The organism is Spirillospora sp. NPDC048911 (assembly GCF_043198015.1).
Lineage (GTDB): Bacteria > Actinomycetota > Actinomycetes > Streptosporangiales > Streptosporangiaceae > Spirillospora.
Genome location: NZ_JBICUD010000014.1, coordinates 223,172 through 241,917, shown reverse-complemented (window position 1 = coordinate 241,917; position 18,746 = coordinate 223,172). Strand labels below are relative to the sequence as shown.

The 18,746-nt window shown below is 71.8% G+C and carries 12 protein-coding genes; 3 read left to right on the top strand and 9 right to left on the bottom strand.

Going from position 1 to position 18,746, the window contains the following annotated elements; translation table 11 throughout:
• The first annotated feature begins 138 nt into the window (after window positions 1-138).
• The 3 genes from ACGFNU_RS45700 to ACGFNU_RS45690 all read left to right on the top strand — a co-directional run bounded on the left by ACGFNU_RS45700 (window position 139) and on the right by ACGFNU_RS45690 (window position 5,890).
• Entirely contained in the window at window positions 139-2,103 is a 1,965-nt protein-coding gene (locus ACGFNU_RS45700; protein ID WP_392602954.1) for an acyl-CoA dehydrogenase family protein, read from the top strand.
• 437 nt (window positions 2,104-2,540) lie between these two features.
• The gene (locus tag ACGFNU_RS45695; protein WP_392602953.1) at window positions 2,541-3,353 is read left to right on the top strand and encodes a class I SAM-dependent methyltransferase; all 813 of its coding nucleotides are present in this window, start codon (window positions 2,541-2,543) and stop codon (window positions 3,351-3,353) included.
• A 203-nt stretch (window positions 3,354-3,556) separates the two neighbouring features.
• The gene (locus ACGFNU_RS45690; protein WP_392602952.1) at window positions 3,557-5,890 is read left to right on the top strand and encodes an ATP-binding protein; all 2,334 of its coding nucleotides are present in this window, start codon (window positions 3,557-3,559) and stop codon (window positions 5,888-5,890) included.
• 267 nt (window positions 5,891-6,157) lie between these two features.
• On the opposite strand, the gene ACGFNU_RS45685 is transcribed toward ACGFNU_RS45690, so the two are convergent.
• The 9 genes from ACGFNU_RS45685 to ACGFNU_RS45645 all read right to left on the bottom strand — a co-directional run bounded on the left by ACGFNU_RS45685 (window position 6,158) and on the right by ACGFNU_RS45645 (window position 18,703).
• Window positions 6,158-9,094: an AAA family ATPase gene (locus tag ACGFNU_RS45685; RefSeq protein WP_392602951.1), complete on the bottom strand. Its 2,937-nt coding sequence runs from the start codon at window positions 9,092-9,094 to the stop codon at window positions 6,158-6,160.
• Window positions 9,095-9,152: 58 nt separating this feature from the next.
• Window positions 9,153-10,175, bottom strand: a complete 1,023-nt coding sequence (locus tag ACGFNU_RS45680; RefSeq protein ID WP_392602950.1) for a CaiB/BaiF CoA transferase family protein — start codon at window positions 10,173-10,175, stop codon at window positions 9,153-9,155.
• A 71-nt stretch (window positions 10,176-10,246) separates the two neighbouring features.
• Window positions 10,247-11,185 carry a D-alanyl-D-alanine carboxypeptidase family protein gene (locus ACGFNU_RS45675; protein WP_392602949.1) on the bottom strand — a complete coding sequence of 313 codons (939 nt, stop codon included), beginning with the start codon at window positions 11,183-11,185 and terminating at the stop codon, window positions 10,247-10,249.
• An 81-nt stretch (window positions 11,186-11,266) separates the two neighbouring features.
• Window positions 11,267-12,514 (bottom strand): sensor histidine kinase, encoded by a 1,248-nt coding sequence (locus tag ACGFNU_RS45670; RefSeq protein ID WP_392602948.1) that lies wholly within the window; start codon window positions 12,512-12,514, stop codon window positions 11,267-11,269.
• Window positions 12,511-13,176 carry a two-component system response regulator CseB gene (cseB, locus tag ACGFNU_RS45665; protein WP_392602947.1) on the bottom strand — a complete coding sequence of 222 codons (666 nt, stop codon included), beginning with the start codon at window positions 13,174-13,176 and terminating at the stop codon, window positions 12,511-12,513. Before cseB ends, ACGFNU_RS45670 begins: the two co-directional genes overlap by 4 nt.
• Before the next feature lie 89 nt (window positions 13,177-13,265).
• The gene (locus ACGFNU_RS45660; RefSeq protein WP_392602946.1) at window positions 13,266-14,939 is read right to left on the bottom strand and encodes an ABC transporter ATP-binding protein; all 1,674 of its coding nucleotides are present in this window, start codon (window positions 14,937-14,939) and stop codon (window positions 13,266-13,268) included.
• Window positions 14,940-16,769: an ABC transporter ATP-binding protein gene (locus ACGFNU_RS45655; RefSeq protein WP_392602945.1), complete on the bottom strand. Its 1,830-nt coding sequence runs from the start codon at window positions 16,767-16,769 to the stop codon at window positions 14,940-14,942.
• A 2-nt stretch (window positions 16,770-16,771) separates the two neighbouring features.
• Entirely contained in the window at window positions 16,772-17,827 is a 1,056-nt protein-coding gene (locus tag ACGFNU_RS45650) for an iron-siderophore ABC transporter substrate-binding protein (RefSeq protein WP_392602944.1), read from the bottom strand.
• A 126-nt stretch (window positions 17,828-17,953) separates the two neighbouring features.
• Complete coding sequence (locus tag ACGFNU_RS45645; protein ID WP_392603014.1) at window positions 17,954-18,703, bottom strand: ABC transporter ATP-binding protein; 750 nt, start codon at window positions 18,701-18,703, stop codon at window positions 17,954-17,956.
• Window positions 18,704-18,746: the final 43 nt, after the last annotated feature.

Here is an 18,746-nt window from a genome sequence, read left to right as displayed (position 1 = left end):
GGAACCACAATGTGCCGTTCTCACCTCCGGTCACCGTTCACTCTTCCCCCTCGACCGCCGTGCCGCAGGCTCTACTCAGGGGTACAACTCGGGAGTAACTTCACAGGAAACACGCGGAAGCAACTCCGAGGAGCCGGTATGACCCAGCCGAGCCGCGTCGACGAGCGCACCGCCCGCAAGGTCGCCGAAGAGGCACGCGAGACCGAATGGCGGCTTCCGAGCTTCGGAAAGCAGCTGTTCATGGGCGACTTCCGTCTCGATCTCATCCACCCGCACCCGCGTCCCGGCGCGGCCGCCGCGCGCAAGGGCGAGGAATTCCTGGCCCGGCTCCAGGAGTTCTGCGCGACCAAGGTGGACTCGGCCGCGATCGAGCGCGACGCGCGCATTCCCGACGAGGTCGTCAAGGGGCTGCGCGAGCTCGGCGCGCTCGGCATGAAGATCCCGGAAAGCCACGGCGGCCTCGGACTCGGCCAGTACCACTACGGCCGGGCGCTGATGATCATCGGCTCGGCCAGCCCGGCGCTCGGCGCCCTCGTCTCGGCCCACCAGTCCATCGGCGTCCCGCAGCCGATCAAACTCTTCGGCACCGACGAGCAGAAGAGCACCTGGCTGCCGCGTTGCGTCAACGAGATCAGCGCGTTCCTGCTGACCGAGCCGGACGTCGGCTCCGACCCGGCGCGGCTCCGCACCACCGCGGTGCCCTCTGAGGACGGCGGCGAGTACGTGCTGAACGGCGTCAAGCTGTGGACCACCAACGGCGTCGTCGCGGACCTGGTGGTCGTGATGGCGCGCGTGCCGAAGTCCGAGGGGCACCGCGGCGGCATCTCCGCGTTCGTCGTCGAGGCGGCCTCGCCGGGCGTCACCGTCGAGCGCCGCAACGCGTTCATGGGCCTGCGCGGCATCGAGAACGGGGTCACCCGGTTCCACGACGTGCGGGTGCCGGCCGCCAACCTGATCGGCACGGAGGGCGCCGGGCTGAAGATCGCCCTCACCACGCTCAACACCGGCCGCCTGTCGCTGCCCGCGCTGTGCGCGGCGGCCGGCAAGTGGTCGACCAAGATCGCACGCGAGTGGTCGGCGGAGCGGGTGCAGTGGGGCCGCCCGGTCGGCGAGCACGAGGCGATCTCGAAGAAGCTCGCGTTCATCACCGCCACCGCGTACGCCCTGGAGGCCATGCTCGACCTGTCCGGCCAGCTGGCCGACGACGAGCGCAACGACATCCGCATCGAGGCGGCGCTGGCCAAGCTGTGGTCCTCCGAGATGGCCTGCAAGATCGCCGACGAGCTCGTCCAGGTCCGCGGTGGCCGCGGCTACGAGACCGCGGCGTCGCTGGCGGCGCGGGGCGAACGCGGCGTGCCCGCCGAGCAGGTGCTGCGCGACCTGCGGATCAACCGCATCTTCGAGGGCTCGACCGAGATCATGCATCTGCTGATCGCCCGCGAGGCCGTCGACGCGCATCTGTCGGTGGCCGGCGACATCATCGACCCGGACGCGTCGCGCGGGCAGAAGGCGCGCGCCGCGGCCCGTGCCGGCGGCTTCTATGCCCGGTGGCTGCCGACGCTCGTCACGGGCGACGGGCAGCGTCCCGGCTCGTACGGCGAGTTCGGGCCGCTGGCGCAGCACCTGCGCTATGTCGAACGCGCCTCCCGCAAGCTGGCCCGCTCGACCTTCTACGCCGCCGGACGCTGGCAGGGCAAGCTGGAGTACAAGCAGGGCTTCCTCGGCCGCATGGTCGACATCGGCGCCGAGCTGTACGCGATGAGCGCCGTCTGCGTCCGAGCCCTGGAAGACGGCAAGGAGACGGCAACCGAGCCGCAGGGCGAGCGGCCGGACGACGGCGAGACGGCGCGTTCGCCCGGGGTGTCCGCGATGAGGCTGGCCGATGCCTTCTGCCGGCAGTCGCGGGTGCGCATCGAGGAGCTCTTCGAGGGGCTCTGGCGCAATACCGACGCCATCGACTCCAAGCTCGCCAAGCAGGTTCTCTCCGGTGAATTCACCTGGCTGGAAGAGGGCGTTCTCGACCCGTCCATTCCCGGCCCCTGGATCGCCGACGCCACCCCGGGCCCGTCCAGCAAGGAGAACGTCCACCGCCCGATCGGCTGACACTGCCCGTGTCTTCTGAACGGGAAGCATCGCAGGGTGTCACCATCTGAAAACTCTCTGCCTGCGTTCTGTGCCGAGTGTCGATATGTTGCTCGGACGCAGTGGTGATGACTGACGAGCCCCCGTCCCGGAGTGCGGCCCGACCTCGATGTGCTCGTGGCCACGGCTGTCCAAGGGTTCGGCCTCCCGGCCGCCGCACTCCGGGACGGGATCGTGCGGGTGTCCGCCAAGCGGGTTCGCACGTCCGCGTGAGTGAGCTCACCGGGGCGTTCGCGGCTCAAATGCGCGCAGTCGGCTCCTGAGCACTCACCGTGGACTAGACTGACCCGACCTTGCGCTAGAGATCGGCCCGCCTTGAAGTCCAGGTCGGCACGCCGGTCCGGCGAACGCCAGCCGATTGCCAGGCGAGCCACAACGCACTCCAGCGAGCGGGAAGTATGCACTCACCAGGTCAGAAGAAGTCCATTGCCGGTACCCTCCTCAAGCTCCTCGGCAGCAAGACGCAGCCTGCCGTTCCCACCGCCGGCGACGGCGAACTCGTCCAGCCGGCCGCGGGCGACGGCGCCCTCGAGAACCACCTGGGCGGTGACGAGGCCCGCAACTACCGCAAGTACGAGTACGACATGGTGGCCCCGCACGTCGGCCGTTCCCTGCTGGAGATCGGCTCCGGTCTCGGGCACTTCTCCGAGCAGTTCGCCGGCCGTCTCGACTACCTGGCCGTGAGCGACAACGACCCCTACTGCGTGGGCGAGCTGCGCAACCGGTACGACGACAACGACGACGTCGAGGTGCTCGACCTGGAGCTGCCGGCCGAGATCGACATCCGGCAGAAGGTCGACACCGTCGTCATGATGAACGTCCTCGAGCACATCAAGGACGACGTCCAGGCGCTGCGCGACCTCGCCTCGGTGACCCTGCCCGGCGGCCGCATCGTCATCTGGGTGCCCGGCTACATGCAGCTCTACGGCGACTTCGACCGCAAGGTCGGCCATGTGACGCGTTACACCCCGGCCACCCTGGAGGCCTCGGTCCGCGAGGCCGGGCTGGTGCCCGAGGTGCTCAAGCCGATCAACTTCCTGGGCGGCATCGCCTGGTGGGCCGCGGTCCGCCGCGGCGGCGCCGGTTACCCGGACCCCCGCCTGGTCAAGATCTACGACCGGACGGTCATCCCGACCACCCGCGCCATCGAGCGCCTGGTGCGGCCGCCGTTCGGCCAGACCGTCTTCTGCGTGGCGCGCGTCCCCCGCTGACCGTCCCACGTGCGTGTGTGTCCCTACGCGTGACCTCCGGCACATGTGCGCTTTGACGCGGGCGTGTCGACGCGCGCGCTCGCGAGAGTGGCCGTTTGCGGTAAGTAATCACACCCTCTCGGGTCGTGTTCATCCGGGTACGATGCGGGGAAACCCTCCGAAAGGCCGGTTCCCCCCACCGGCGATGCGACCCGAGGCGGCCCGTGACGAGCGTTGCGCTGGAACGGCGGGCGGGCAGGCTGCCCGCGGATGTGACCAGGTTCGTCGGACGGAAGCGTGAGCTCGCCGAAGGCAGGCGGCTCATGGAGGCGTCCCGGCTGGTGACGCTGACCGGGGTGAGCGGGGTCGGCAAGACCCGGCTGGGGCTCCGGCTCGCGGCGGAGGCCCGGTCCGGCTACGCGGACGGGGCGTGGTTCGTCGACCTGTCGGCGTTGCGCGACGCCGAGCTGCTCGCGCACACCGTGGCCGAGGCGCTGCACGTCCCCGACCAGTCGGCGCGTGACCGGCTCGACATCCTGGCCGACTATCTGGCCGACCGCGAGCTGCTCCTGGTGCTCGACACCTGCGAGCACCTCGTGGACGCCTGCGCGATGCTCGCGGAGGTGCTGCTGCGCGCCGCCCCGCGCCTGCACCTCCTCGCCACGAGCCGCGAGGCGCTGGACGTGATGGGCGAGCACACGATGGTGCTCCCGCCGTTGAGCCTGCCCGACGCCGAGGGCAGCGAGGCCGAGGCCGCGGCCAAGGCGGTCGCGACGTCGGACGCGGTGGCGCTCTTCGCCGACCGGGCCGCCGCGGTCGTGCCGGGGTTCACGTTGGGCGAGGCCGAGCTGCCCGCCGTGGCCCGGCTGTGCCGGCGGCTCGACGGCATCCCGCTCGCGATCGAGCTCGCGGCGGTACGGCTGCGCGCGCTGTCGATCGAGCAGCTCGTCGACCGGCTGGACGACCGGTTCCGGCTGCTCGGCACGCACCGCGCGCAGCGGGCCGGCCGGTCCCGCCACCAGACGCTGCGGGCGGCGGTGCAGTGGAGCCATGAGCTCTGCACGCCGCAGGAGGCGTTGCTGTGGGCCCGGCTCACGGTGTTCCCCGGCGGGTTCGATCTCGCCGCGGCCGAGTGCGTGTGCGCCGACGCGGAGAACGCCGACACCGGCCTTCCCGCCGACTCCGTCTACGAGACGCTCGCGCGGCTCGTCGAGAAGTCGATCGTGCTGCGCGGGGAGGGCGGGCGGCACTACCGGATGCTCGACACCCTGCGCGAGTACGGAGCCGACCTGCTGGCGGAGCTGAACGAGACCGAGCGGCTGCGGCGCCGTCACCGCGACTGGTTCCTCGGCCTCGCCACCGGAGCCGAGGCCGAGGCGTTCGGCGCCGATCAGGCCGAACGTCTCGACCGTCTCATGCGCGAGCACGCCAACCTGCGTACCGCCCTCGACTACTCGGTCACCACGCCGGGCGAGGCCGCGCAGGCGATGCGGATGGCGACGGCGCTGGGCCAGTTCTGGTTCTCCGCCGGTCTGCTCGGCGAGGGCCGGCTATGGCTGGGCAAGGCCCTCGACGCCGACGGCGGGGACGAGGCGACGCCCGGCAGGGCCAAGGCGCTCTGCCTGGCCGGGTTGCTCGCGGTGCTCCAAGGCGACCTTGAGGCGGCCGAACGTTTCCAGGCCGAGGCGGTGCCGCTGGCGACCGACACCCTGGAGCGCGCCTACACCGTCGAGCTGGCCGGGCTCGTCGCGTTCTTCCGCGGCGACCTGGAGACGGCACGGCCGCTCCTGGCGGCGCCGGCGCCGGGCGGCGACATCTGGACGATGCTGCGGCTGCCGTTGCTCGCGGCGCTGCACTGCCTCACCGGCGAGATCGACCGGGCGCTGGAGTACTGCGAGGAGTGCCGGGTCATCAGCGCGGCCTGCGGCGAGCAGTGGTGCCTGGCGTACTCGACGTGGGTGCGCGGGCTCGCGCACTGTCTCCGCGGCGACCCGCAGGCGGCGAGCGTGGAGGCGCGGCGGACGCTGCGGCTCATGCGCGAGCTCAACGACCGGCTCGGCGGCGCGATGGCGCTCGACCTGGCCGCGGGCTGCGCGGGCTTCACCGGGGCGTACGAACGGTCGGCGCGGCTGTTCGGCGCCGCCGACCGGATGTGGCGGATCGTCGGCGCGCCGATGTTCTTCGGCCCCGGCTATCTCTCGCTGCGCGACGTCGTGCTCGGTGAGGTGCGCGTCTCGCTCGGCGAGGGCGGCTGGCGGGTCTGCTACGAGGAGGGGCTCCGGCTGAGCCTGGACGAGGCCATAGACCACGCCCTGGACGACCGTCCCGGCGTCGACACGCGCGGCGTCGACCCGTGGGAACCGCTCACCCGCCGCGAACGCGAGATCGCCGCCCTGGTGGCGCAGGGGCTGTCCAACCGGGAGATCTCCCAGCGGCTGGTCATCGCCAAGCGCACGGTCGACTCCCACCTCGAACACATCCTCGCCAAGCTGGAGATGGCCTCCCGCACCCAGATCGCCGCCTGGGTCACCGAGCGCCTCCGGCCCTCCCGCGAATGATTTAGGTACGGCTATCGGGATGTCTCCCGATGCACCCGCGTGCTCGCGTCCGGAAGACTGTGTACCTGCCGAAAGGGTCATGGACCGCCTCTCCGCGCGGAGAAGTGCCGCGTACTTCCGCGGGCCGCGGCCCGGACGGCGACCACTGAAGTTCCCGTGTGGTCCGACGGTTCGGCGGCGGGTGCCCGGGAGGGGAGGCTCCCTCCGCCGAATCCACACCGTCCGGTTCACACGTCCTGATTCACACCGCCACGTCCAAGCCTTTGGTCAGTGGCGGGGGCCGGGGAAGAGGGCCAGGCGGTGCGCGGTGGCGGCGGCCTCGCCGCGGCTGGCGACGTCGAGCTTGGTCAGGATGTTGGAGACATGGACGCTCGCGGTCTTGGCCGAGATGAAGAGCACCTCGGCGATCTCACGGTTGCTCTGCCCGTCGGCGACCAGCCGTAGCACTTCGAGCTCGCGCGGCGTCAGGCCCAGCGGCGGGCCCGCCGGCGCGGTGCCGGTGCCCGGCCCGGTCGCGCGGGTGAGGCGGGCGCGGCGGCGGAGGTCGTCGAGGTGCGCGGCGAGCGGCCCGGCCTGGAGCCGTTCGGCGAGCTCGGCGGCCCGGTGCAGGCGGTCGGCGGCGGCCTCGCGGTCACCGTCCAGGATCGCGGCCTCGCCCGCGCGGGTCAGCGCGGTGGCGAGCGGAAAGAGCTGGCCGAGCTTCTCCCACGCGGCCGCGGCGGCGTCCCAGGAGGCGCGGCAGGTCACCCCGCGGGCACGGGACGCCTCGGCCAGGAACGTGAGCCGGTGCGCCCGCTGCGCGGGGCCCAGCACCTTGAGCCCGGCGGCGCGCGCCTCGATCTGGGGCAGCGCCGGCGCGCCGTCGATCGTCGCCTGGTCGCCGAGCGCGGCGCAGGCGGTGGCGCCGAGCACCATGACCGGCCAGGCGTAGCGGCTGTCGTCCGGGAGGCCGGTGGTGGGGATCACCGGGCGCACGGCCTCCAGCGCCTCCTCGTACCGGCCCGCCGTGACCCGGAGCCGGGCCTTCAGCCGGAGCGTGGCGAAGTAGTCCTGGGTCTTCAGCCACTCCCGCTTGAGATCCACGATCTCGTCCGAGGCGGTGAGCCAGGACTCACCGGTCGCCAGGTCGCCGCGCGCCGCCGCCACCTCGCCGAGGAGCACCAGCAGGGAGGTGCGGATCGTGATCGCGGGATCCTGCTCCAGCGCCTGGTCGAGGACGGTGAGCGCCTCGTCCCAGCGGCCGAGCGAGACCAGCGGCTCGGCGAGGTTGATGGCGAGGAACGTGCCCTTCGTCCGGGCGACGCCGAAGTCCTCGGCCTGTTCCATGCCGCGCCGGGCCACCTCGACGGCCTCCTCGTGCCGCCCGCAGCCCTCCAGGAAGTGCGACTTGATCACGGCGAGGCGCAGCACCACGCGGTGGCTCCCGGTGCGCAGCGCGACCTCCTCGGCCGCGGCGAGCATCTCCTCGTCGCCGTCGTAGTCGATGTCGGCGCAGAACAGCGTGATCAGCGCGTCGGCCTCGGCGGTGACGTCGCCGAGCGCGCGGGCGATCTCCATCGACTCGGCGGCGGCGAGCCGGGCCTCGTGGGTGTCGGTCGTCAGCCGCACGTACTGCGCGAGCGTGGCCAGCGTGCGGGCGCGGATCACGCTCGGCTCGGGCGGCAGGCAGCGCACCGCCTCGCGCAGGTCTTCCACGAATCCGGGCCGGGCGAGCTGGTGGCGCATCTGGCCGCGCAGCTCCAGCAGGGCGGCCCGGCGGGTGCTCGGCCCGCCGGCCTCCTCGACCTCGCGCAGCGCCGCGGAGGCCAGCTTGATGCCGATCTCGTACTCGCCCGCGAGCTCGGCGGTGGCGGCGGCCTGCTCCAGGACGTCGGTGTGGCCGGCGCCGATCCGTTCGGCGGCGTCCGGCACCCGTTCCCACAACTCCAGGACGCGCGACAACATCGCCAGCGACTCGGCGTAGGCGAGGGCCTTGTGGGCGTCGCCGGCCGCGCGGCTGGAGCTGACGAGGGCCCAGGTGGCGTCGTGCGCCGCGTTCCAGTGGTGGCTGAGCTCCACCCACAGCCGGCCGGCGGGAACGAGGCCCGGGGTGTTCTCGAGGGCCTGGGCATAGCGGGTGTGGAGCCTGGTGTGCTCGCCCGGCAGGAGATCGTCGTGGAGCGCCTCGCGGATCAGGGCGTGCCGGAACGCGTAGCCGTCGCCGTCGACGACCAGCACGTTGGCGGCCACGGCGGGCCGCAGCAGCCGGGTCAGCGCGCCGTCGTCGAGGCCCGAGACCGCGGCGAGCAGCGCGTGCTCGATGCGGGTGCCGCCGCCGCTGGCGTCCCGCAGGACGTCCTGGGTCTCCTCCGGCAGCCGCTGCACCCCGACCAGCAGGAGGTCGCGCAGCGACTCGGGGATCTCGCTGGCCAGCGTCCCGTCGCTGTCGAGCAGGGCCTCGATGAACAGCGGATTGCCCTCGCTGCGCGCGTGGATCCGGGCGGCCAGCTGCGCCTGCGGCTCGGCGCCGAGGATGCGGGCGGCCAGTTCGGCGACCTCGGCGCGCGACAGCCGGGCCAGCTCGACCCGCCGGACCTTGTCGCTGCGGTCGAGCTCGGCCAGCAGCGGCCGCAGCGGGTGGGCGCGGTGCAGCTCGTCGACGCGGTAGGTGACCACGATCAGCAGCGGGGCGGAGATGATGTTGCGGATCAGGAAGGCCAGCAGGTCACGGGTGGACCGGTCGGCCCAGTGCGCGTCCTCGATCACCAGCACCAGCGGCTGCTGCTCGGCCAGCCGTTCGAGCAGGGTGAGCACCAGCTCGAACAGCCGGGCGCGCTCCTCGCCGGTGGGCGCGTCGCTCTCGGGCTCGCCGAACTCGGGCAGCAGGCGCGCCAGGCCGCGGGTGTCGCCGCGCGGCAGCAGCCCGGCCACCCCGTCGATGCCGATGTCGCGGACCAGGCCGCGCAGCACGGTGGTGAACGGCGCGAACGGCAGGCCGTCGGAGCCCAGCTCCAGGCAGCCGCCGACCAGCAGCCGGGCCCGGGACGTCCCGTCCCCGGCCGGCGTCTCCACCGCCCGGGCGAACTCCCGGACGAGCCGGGTCTTGCCGAGCCCGGCCTCGCCGCCGACCAGCACGGCACCCGGTGCGGCGGCCAGCGCCTCGTCCAGATCTCCGAGCTCGGCCGAACGACCCACCAGGACAGGGCTCATCACGCGCGCGCTCACGCACCAAGGATGCCTTATGGATCGGACGAGATCGGACGAATTTTCGCCAGCAAGATCGTTAATGCCAGCCCTGGTCCCGGTGCCGATCGAGCTCGGCGACCGGCCCCGGCGGCAGCGGCGGGTGGACGGACGTCCGCACCGGGCTCCCGTCGATCACGCCCCGGCTCGCGAAGTGCTCGTGCGCCATCATCTCGGCGCGCGTCAGCAGCGGGGCCACGGGCGCTCCGGCCGCGCCGAGCCGCTCGACGGCCTCGTCCCGGGTGAGCCCTGCGACCGCGCCCGCGACGGCCTCGTCCAGTTCCTCGACCCGCCCGAGCCGTTCGAGGAAGGGCACCGTCGCATACTCGTCCAACCCGAGAACGCCGCAGGTGGCCGCCCACAGATTTTCCTCGGACACCACCCCGAGCGTTATCTTCTGGTCGTCCTTGGTCGGGTAGACCCCGTAGCCGGGGACGGGTCCGGTGCCCTCGCGCCTGGTGGCCGTGGGAACCGTGCCGACCCAGTTGGCCAGCACGTCGGCCATGCCGAGGTCGATCCGGTCGCCGAGGCCGGTCGCGCGGGCCTTGAGGCAGGCCGCTGTGATCGCGAACGCGGCCATCGTCGCGGCCGCCATGTCGGCCACCGGCAGCTCGTCGGCGTCGGGCGAGACCGCGTCCGGCGGGAGGGCCGCCGCGTACGCCCGGTAGTTGACGTCGTGGCCGGGGACCTTCGCCAGCGGCCCGTCCGCCCCGTACCCCGACAGGGAGCAGTAGACCAGCCGCGGATTGAGCGCCCGCACCACCTCGTGCCCGACGCCGAGCCGGTCGGCGACGCCCGGCCGGAACCCTTCGACGAAGACCTCGGCCCCGGCGGCCAGCTCCAGGCAGCGCGCCCGGTCGCCGTCGTCCTTCAGATCGAACGCGACGCTGCGCTTGTGCCGGTTGAGCAGGTCGAAGTGGCTCCGGAACATCCGCATCGGCTCGCCGCCCGGCGGCTCCACCTTGATCACGTCCGCGCCCAGCTGGGCGAGCAGCTGCGTGGCGTACGGCCCGGGCCGCCACATCGTCAGATCCAGTACGCGCAGCCCGTCCAGCAACGCCATCGGCACTCCCGTAGATCGTGGTCGGCCCCACGGTGCCGCCGCGGTGCCGAGCGAGTCAAGCGAGCGCTTGGTCAATTTGCCGGGGCGTCCTTCGCCGGCGGGCCGTTCAAGAGAACCGCGGGCTGCTTGAGGAGCCATCGCTCGACCGCCGCACTCATCTTCTCGCCCGCCTCCAGCACCGCTGCCTTGGCCGCGGTCGGGTTGGTGTTCGCCGCTTGGTGGAGGATCACGCCGAGCACGAGGCGGCCTCGCACGCGGGAGGCCCACATCAGGTTGCCGCCTGCGGCGGTGCCTGAGCCGGTCTTGATGCCGATGAGGCCGTGCTTGTTCAGCAGCGTGTTCGTGTTGGGCAGCGTTCTCGTGTCGCCGGGGATGGCCGTGTCGGTCTGCGCCACCACCGCGCGGAAGACCGGGTCGCGCATCGCCTCCCTGGCCAGCTTGAGCTGGTCGGCCGCGGTGCTGACGGTGCTGTTCTCGTTGCCGCTGGCACCCGTGTACGTGGTGGCGGCCATGCCGAGGCGGCGGGCCGTGGCGTTCATCCGTTCGACGAAGCGTTCCTGCGAGGCCGAGTCCCAGCGGGCCAGGAGGCGTGCCACGTTGTTTCCCGAAGGGACCAGCATCAGCTCCAGAAGATGGCGCAGCCGTATTTGCTGACTCTCTCTGAGCGGGGCGGTGCTCTCCTGGCCTGCGTACGACTCGTTGGCGGCTGTAGCGTCCACATCGATCAGGGGGCCGTCGTCGCCGGGCCGAAGCGGGTGGCGGCGCAGGATCACGTAGGCGGTCATGACCTTCGTCACGCTGGCGATGGGCACCGGATCCGGGGCGCCGCTGACACCCAGGCTGCCCACGCCTTCCACCTCGACGGCCGACTGGCCCTCGGACGGCCACGGCAGGGGCACGCCGGGTACGGCTGCCCCGGTGACGGACGGTTTGGTTCCGCAGCCGGACAATGCGGTTCCGCAGCAGAACAGGGCGCTCGCCAGCAGGAGAAGCATGAAGGAACGTCGCATGCTGGACACGGTGGGCCAGCCGCGTGTCCGTCCGGCCGTGGCCGTGTCTCCGCCAAGGCTTGACCTTGTATCAACCGTGTATCAGAGGCGGAGGGTGGCGACGGCTCCGCCATCGGGGGCGTTGGTCAGGGTCAGCTCGGCGCCGATGACCTGGGCCTGCCCCAGCGCGATCGTCAGGCCGAGGCCGTGGCCGTTGCCACGTTCGGCGGCACCCGTGCGGAAGCGCCTGGGGCCGTCGGCGAGGAGTTCCGGGGGAAAGCCCGGGCCCCGGTCGCGGACCTCGATCACCTGATCCCGGACCGTGATCTCCACCGGGGACGCGCCGTGGCGGTCGGCGTTGAGGACGAGGTTGGCGAGGATCCGGTCCAGGCGGCGCGGGTCGGTCTCGGCGACCGGATCGCCCGAGGCCACCACCCGCGCTTTGACCCCCACCCGGGCTGCCGACTCCTCGGCCACTTCGGCCAGCGGCACCCGTACCCGTTCGGCGACCTCGGCGCCCGCGTCCAGCCTGGAGACCTCCAGCAGGTCCTCGACCAGCGAGCGCAGGACCCGCACCCGGTCGCGCACCAGCTCGGTGGCCTCGCCCTCCGCCAGCAGGTCGACCGCGGTGACCAGGCCCATCAGCGGTGTCCGCAGGTCATGGGCGACATCGGCGGTGAACCGCTGCTCGGCCAGCAGCCGGTGCTGGAGGCTCGCGGCCATGGAGTCCACGGCGGCGGAGATCTCGGCGATCTCGTCACGCCCGCCGGGCCGCCTGCCGGAACGTCCACCCGGACGCGCGGCGACGCGGGCGTCCAGGTCGCCGTCGGTGATCCTGCGGGCGGTGGCGGCGACGCGTCGCAGCCGCCGGTTGGCCAGTTCGGCCACGCCCACCGAGACCGGCAGCACCACGGCGAGCGCGATCAGCGCGGCCCGGAGCATGGCCCGGTCGAGGGCCCGCAGCCCGCGCAGGTCCGAGCTCATGTCGATCTTCACGGCGGCGACGAGGCCCCCGTCCACCGGCTGTGCGCCCCACATCCACAGTTCTTCGGACCGCCGGTCGTCGTACCAGGTGGCGGGCGACTCGGCGGCCAGCCGGGCGCGCAGCGGCGCGGGCAGCTGATCCGGACTCAGGACCGATTCGGTCCACGGGACGGGCTTCGTGGGGGGAGTGCCCGCGCGGCTCTGCTCGGCGACCTGCGCGACCGACTCCAGCGCCCGCCCCTCACCCAGCCGCATCGTGCGGTCGAGGGTCGTGCGATGGACGAGCAACCCGACCACGGCCACGACCGCGCAGCAGGCCAGCGCGATCAGCGCCGCCACCTTCCACCGCAGCGAGCCGAGCATCATGACCTGCGCAGCTTGTAGCCGAACCCGCGCACCGTCTCGATCCGCTCCGGGCCGATCTTCTTACGCAGCCGCTGGACGCAGAGATCGACGACGCGGCTGTCGCCGTCCCAGCCGTACTCCCACACGTTGCGCAGCAGCGTGGCCCGCTCCAGCACGATTCCCGGATGGGCGGCGAACTCCAGCAGCAGCCGCAGCTCGGTCGGCGCCAGCTCGACCAGCCGCCCGTCGAGCCGGACCTCCAGCGCGGCCGGGTCGACCGTGAGCCCGCCGAACGCCAGCACGCCCGACGAGGGCGCGGGAGCGGTGACCCGGCGCAGCAACGATCTGATCCGGGCCACCAGCACCGGGATGTCGACCGGTTTGACCACATAGTCGTCGGCGCCGGCCTCCAGCCCCGACACCACGTCCAGCGAGTCGCCGCGCGCCGACATCATCAGGATCGGCACCTGGCCGGCCTCCCTGACCCTGCGGCACAGTCCGATGCCGTCCAGCCCGGGGAGCATCACGTCCAGCAAGAGCAGGTCATGGTCGCCGGCGAGGAAGGACTCCAGGCCGCTCAGCCCGTCGGCGGCGGCGTCCACGCCGTAGCCGTACCGCTCGAGCGCCATCGAGACGGACTTGCGGATCACCTCGTCGTCCTCGACGAGCAAGATGGAGATCACGCTGTACCTTACGACCCTCCGCAAAGCGCGGCGCTGGGGCGTTGCCCGATCTGTTCTTTCCTGTGGATCGCTCCTGGGCTAGGCCTGAGTCAGCGGGCTACGGCTTGGCGGTAGGTCTGGTCGGTGGTGAGGAGGTTCCGGTGGGTGTCGTCCGCGGTGATGACGCCGTCGTCCAGGACCAGGACGCGGTCGGCGGCGTTCAGGAGGGGCGGGCTGGTCGTGAGGACGATGGTGGTGCGGCCGCGGCGTAGGTCGGCGATGTTGCGCGCGATGAGTTGTTCGGTGACCGCGTCCACGGCGGTGGTCGGGTCGTGCAGGACGAGGATGCCGGTGTCGGCGGCCAGGGCGCGGGCCAGAGACAGGCGTTGACGCTGGCCGCCGGACAGGTTCGCGCCGCGGTCGCGGACGGTGTGGTCGAGTCCTTCGCGGTGGAGGGCGACGACGTCGGTCAGCAGGGACGCCTCGACGGCCTCGGCGATCATCCGGCTGGTGCCGGAGGGGTCGATGTTCGAGCGGAGGGTGCCCGCGAAGATCTCGCCGTCGTACGGGTTCACCAGCATGTGTTCGCGGATCGATTCGATTGACAGGTCTGCTGTTCGCTGCCCGCTGATCCGGATTGCGCCGTCGTAGGCGTCGGGAGGGATGGTGGCGGACAGGATTGCTGCCAGGTCGGCTGCCGCACGGGGTTGGTACGCGGCGATCGCCATGAACTCGCCTGCGGACACCTGGAACTTCAGCTTGCGCAGGGAGCCGTACCGGACGCAGTCGACTTCGAGGTCGCCGCTTGGGGACGGACGTTCCTGCCCCGGGATCATTGCGGGGGGCGCGGTCAGTACGAGCGCCATCCGCTCGGCGGACGCGCGCGCGATCATCACGTACTTCGGCATCTCGGAGAAGAGCTTCAGCGGTTCCATGATGAATTGCGCCAGGCCCACGGCCATGACGAGCTCGCCGATGGTGATCTGCCCCTGGAAGGCGAGGTGGCCCGCGGTGAGAGTCACGGCGGCGGCGAGGATCGCGTTGAGGGCCAGCGCGGTGCCCGCGTACGCCCCGTTCACCTTGGCGACGGTGATCGCCTGGTGCGTCGCCTCGGTGCTGACCGTCCGGTAGGAGCGGAAGGCCGCGTGGTTGCCGCCGAAGCCGCGCAGCGGGCGCAGGCCGGTGATCAGGTCGGCGACCTTCGCGCCCGCTCGGGCCACCCGGGCCTGCTGTTCTTGGGTGCTTGCGCCGATCCGTCTGGACATCACGCTCAGGATTGACAGGATGGCGGCGGTTCCGATGATGACGAGGAGGCCGAGCCGGACGTCGGCCATGCCGAGTGCCGTCGCCGCGATCAACACCGCGACGAGCGAGCTGATCAGCAGCGGGACGACCTCGATGATGTCGGCGGTCTGGTCGGCGTCCTCGGTGGCGATGGTCAGGACCTCGCCGGACTTGAGATCGACGTCCCTGGCCACCGGCTGGAGCCCGCAGCCCGCGACCCGCACGCGCCAGTGGTGCGCCTCGGTCGTGTTGGCCTTCTGCAGGACGCGCATCCCGAACCGCCACGAGAACGAGACGGTCGTGATGATCACGGCGAGGGCGGCGATCGAGAGGGCGAGGGAGGCCGGGGTCCGGTCCCGCATGGTGTGCTCGACGATCAGGCCGAGCGCGATGGGGAAGGCGGTCTCGCCCGCCTGGTACAGGCCCATGAGGGCGGTGCCCCAGGTCATGGCGCCGAGGTTGCGGCGCAGGGCGGTCCTGAGGATCTCTGAACCGTGCACCTAGCTGCCTTCCCGCCAGGCCTGCCACAGCCGCGCGTACCGGCCGTCCAGCGCCACCAGTTCCTCGTGCGTTCCCTGCTCCACGACGCGTCCCGCGTCCAGGACGGCGATGCGGTCGGCCGCCACCGCCTGGGTCAGCCGGTGGGCCACGAACAACGTGGTGCGGCCCTCGCAGGCGGCCAGGACGGCGCGTTCCAGTTCGGCGGCGCCCTGGCTGCCCGCCTCCGCGGTCGACTCGTCCAGGACGACTACCGGTGAACGGGCCAGCAGCAGGCGGGCCAGGGCGATCTGGGTGACCTTGGTGACGTCCAGTCGCTCGCCGCCCTCGCCGACCAGGGTGTTGAGGGCGTTGGGCAGTGCGTCGACCCATTCGCCGGCGCCGACCGTGCGCAAGGCGTCCGTCAGTTCGGCGTCGGTGGCCTCAGTCGCGGCCAGCCGCAGGTCGTCGGCGAGGGAACCGGAGAACACGTGGGTCTCCTGCGTCAGGATGCTCACCAGGGCTCGCGCTCCGGCCTCGTCCAGATCGGCGAGGTCGGTGGATCCGATGCGGATGGATCCGGCCTGCGGGGATCCGATGCCCGCGATCAGCGCGGCCAGGGTCGTCTTGCCCGCGCCCGTCGCCCCCACGAGCGCGAGCGAGCCGCCGGCCGGAATCGTGAGATCGATATCGCGAAGGACCGGCTCTTCGGAATCGGGATAGCTGAACGTCAGGCCTTCGACCGTCACCGGGTATGACGGGGGGTTCGTTGATGCGGCGCTTGGCGGCGTGGCGGCTGCTGTTTTGGCGGCCGGGTCGCCTACCAGGCGGTCCTCCGCGGTCTCGCCCAGCACTCCGACCAGCCGGGTCAGGCTCGCGCCCGACTTCTGTGCCTCGTCGAACGTGAACATGATGGAGCCCAGCGGATTGAACAGCCGGTGGAACATCAGCGGGGCCGCCGACACCTCGCCCAGGCTGGCGGCGCCGGTCTCCAGCAGGGCGTACCCCACCAGGAGGATCAGGGTCAGCCCGATGAACTCGGCGCGGTTCTCCCTGCCGACGAACCGGCCGAAGAACCGGAACACCTCGATGCCGAGATCGCGCACCCGCCACGACTCGCTGGTGACCTTTTCGCGGAAGGCGTCCTCCAGGCGGTAGGCCCGGACCGTGCCGATCCCGTTCAGGCCGCTGATCAACGCCTGCGCCCGGTCGGCCTGGGCCGCCCGCTGCTTCCGGTAGAGCGGGGCGGATCTCGGGAGGTACCAGCGCAGGGCCAGCGCGTACGCGGGCAGCGCGCCGGCGCCCGCCAGGCCGAGCCGCCAGTCGAGGCCGAACATGCCCGCGGTGGCGATGACGACCAGCACGCCCGCCGAGAAGATCGTGGGGATGGCCGTCCGGATGCCCTTGGACAGGACGGCCACGTCGTCGCCGACCCGGGAGAGCACGTCGCCCTGGCCGACCCGCTCGATCCGCGCGCTCGGCATTCCCAGCATCGCCCGGACGGCGCCCTCCCGCAGCCGTGCGAGGAGATCCGCGCCCAGCCGTCCGATCAGGTAGGTCGACGCCGCGGTGGCCGCCGCGCCGAGCAGCGCGGCGGCCACCAGCAGGGTGCCGATCGTGACCAGGATCGAGGGCGATTCGCCCTCGACCACGCCGTCGACCACCCGGCCGAGCAGGAGGACCGGCAGCACCTGGAGCGCCGCCCCCGCCACCGTGGTGAGCACGGTGGCGGCCGGCGGCCACGGTGCTTCGCGGAAGTGCGCCGCGACCCATCGGGCGGCCTCGCGTCCGGTCGCCGTGCGCAGGGCAGCCGGGGCAGTGAGGGCGTCGGTGCGCTTTTCGGTGGTGCTCACACCTAGCTGACCGACTTGACCATCTCGTCGATCGCGTACGGCAGGGACAGCAGGGTGCCCTGGGACATGGCCGCGCCGATCGCCGGGCCCTCGCTGTCGAGCAGGTACGACACCTTTCCGTTCTTGACCGCGGCGAGGTTGGCGAACAGCTTGAAGTTCTTCAGCGCCGCCGTGTCGGCCTGGTCGTTGATGACGAAGATGCGGTCGACGTCGACCAGGTCGATGCGCTCGGGGGACAGCGTGGTGAAGAACTTGCCGCCCGCGATCTTATCGATCTCCGTGGCGCCCTTGAAGCCGAGGCCCGAGACGAGCCGCCCGCGCACGTCGGTGGTGGTGAACGGCGCGACCGAGTCCTTGTACCAGGACAGCGCGACGGCGGTCTGGTTGGCGAACTCCGGGTGCGCCTTGCGGGCGGCGTCGAGCTTGGCCTGGACGCCCTGCACCAGCTTGGTGCCCTCGGCCTCCTTGCCGAGCGCCTTGGCGATGTGGACGGCGTTGTCCTGCCACGGTGCGCTGAACGGCTCCTTCTCGGCCTTGGTGCGGCCCACCGTCGGCGCGATCTTGGAGAGCTTGTCGTAGCCGGCCTGGTCGATCTCTGAGTAGACCGCGATGATCAGGTCCGGCCGCAGCGCGGCGATCTTCTCGAAGTTCGGGCCGGAGTCGCCGTTGTTCATGACGACCTCGGGACGGGTGCCGCCCCACTTGTCCTTGACCCAGGGCCACTGGGTGTTGATGTCGGGGGTCTTGCCCGGCGGGTTCGGGTACTGGTCGACCATGCCGACGGGCTTGGTGCCGAGCGCCAGGATGGCCTGATCATCGGTGTAGCCGACGGAGACGACCCGCTGCGGGGCCTTGTCGATCTTCGTGGACCCGAACGCGTGCTCCACGGTGACCGGGAAGGTGCCGCCCGCGGCGGCCGGGGCGTCGCCGCCGCCGCTCGGCGCGTCGGTCGAGTCGGAGCCGCATCCCGCGAGGAGGCCGGCGCCGAGGGTCGCGGCGGACAGAATCGCCGCCAGACGTCGCCAGGACTTCGTCGGTGTCGTTCGTCGGAGGGCCAATCGAAATCCCTTGCTCTCACGCTGTCCGGCCTGCCGCCCCGATCAGGGCAGGCACACCCTAACACGTACAAATAAGGGCAGCCTAACCTAACTTGGATCTTGTCGTGCCGTCTCGGGGGCGGGTTGCTACTCGTCGAGGTGGACGTGGGTACGGCCGATGGGCACGATGAGCGGGCGGTCGCCCACCGGGTCGTCGATCACCTTGGCGCGGAGCCCGAACGCCTCGGCCAGCAGTTCGGCGGTGATCACGTCCCGCGGGTGTCCCTGCGCCAGGATCGAGCCCGCCCGCATCACGATGAGGTTGTCGCTGTAGCGGGTGGCCAGGTTGAGATCGTGGAGCACCATGACGACGGTGCGTCCCGACTCGTGCAGGTCGTCCACCAGGTCGAGCACGTCGATGGCGTGCGCCAGGTCCAGGTAGGTGGTCGGCTCGTCCAGCAGGAGCAGATCGGTGCCCTGGGCCAGCGTCATCGAGATCCAGACGCGCTGGCGCTGCCCGCCGGACAGCTCGTCGACCGGACGGTCGGCCAGGTCGGCCACCCCCGTCATGGTGAGCGCGCGTTCCACGACGTCGGCGTCGTCCGACGACCACTGCCGCAGCCAGCTCTGGTGCGGATGGCGGCCCCTGGCGACCAGGTCGGCGACCGTCAGCCCCTCCGGCGCGACCGGCGCCTGCGGCAGCAGGCCGAGCTTCTTCGCCACGTCCCTGGTCTTGAGCTTGACGATGTCGTCGCCGTCCAGCACGACCGTGCCCTTGGCCGGCTTGAGCAGCCGGGACAGGGTTCGCAGCAGGGTCGACTTCCCGCAGCCGTTGGGGCCGATGATCGTGGTGATCACCTCTGGCGGGATCGTCACGTCGAGGCCGTCGATGACCATCCGGCCGCCGTACCCGACCGTGACGTTCCGCGCCGCCAGCCGC

Bases quoted from the DNA above. Each gene is read 5' to 3' on its own strand.
- ACGFNU_RS45700 (WP_392602954.1), top strand. From the start codon at position 139: ATGACCCAGCCGAGCCGCGTCGACGAGCGCACCGCCCGCAAGGTCGCC.
- ACGFNU_RS45695 (WP_392602953.1), top strand. From the start codon at position 2,541: ATGCACTCACCAGGTCAGAAGAAGTCCATTGCCGGTACCCTCCTCAAG.
- ACGFNU_RS45680 (WP_392602950.1), bottom strand. From the start codon at position 10,175: ATGGCGTTGCTGGACGGGCTGCGCGTACTGGATCTGACGATGTGGCGG.
- ACGFNU_RS45675 (WP_392602949.1), bottom strand. From the start codon at position 11,185: ATGCGACGTTCCTTCATGCTTCTCCTGCTGGCGAGCGCCCTGTTCTGC.
- ACGFNU_RS45670 (WP_392602948.1), bottom strand. From the start codon at position 12,514: ATGATGCTCGGCTCGCTGCGGTGGAAGGTGGCGGCGCTGATCGCGCTG.
- ACGFNU_RS45645 (WP_392603014.1), bottom strand. From the start codon at position 18,703: ATGGTCATCGACGGCCTCGACGTGACGATCCCGCCAGAGGTGATCACC.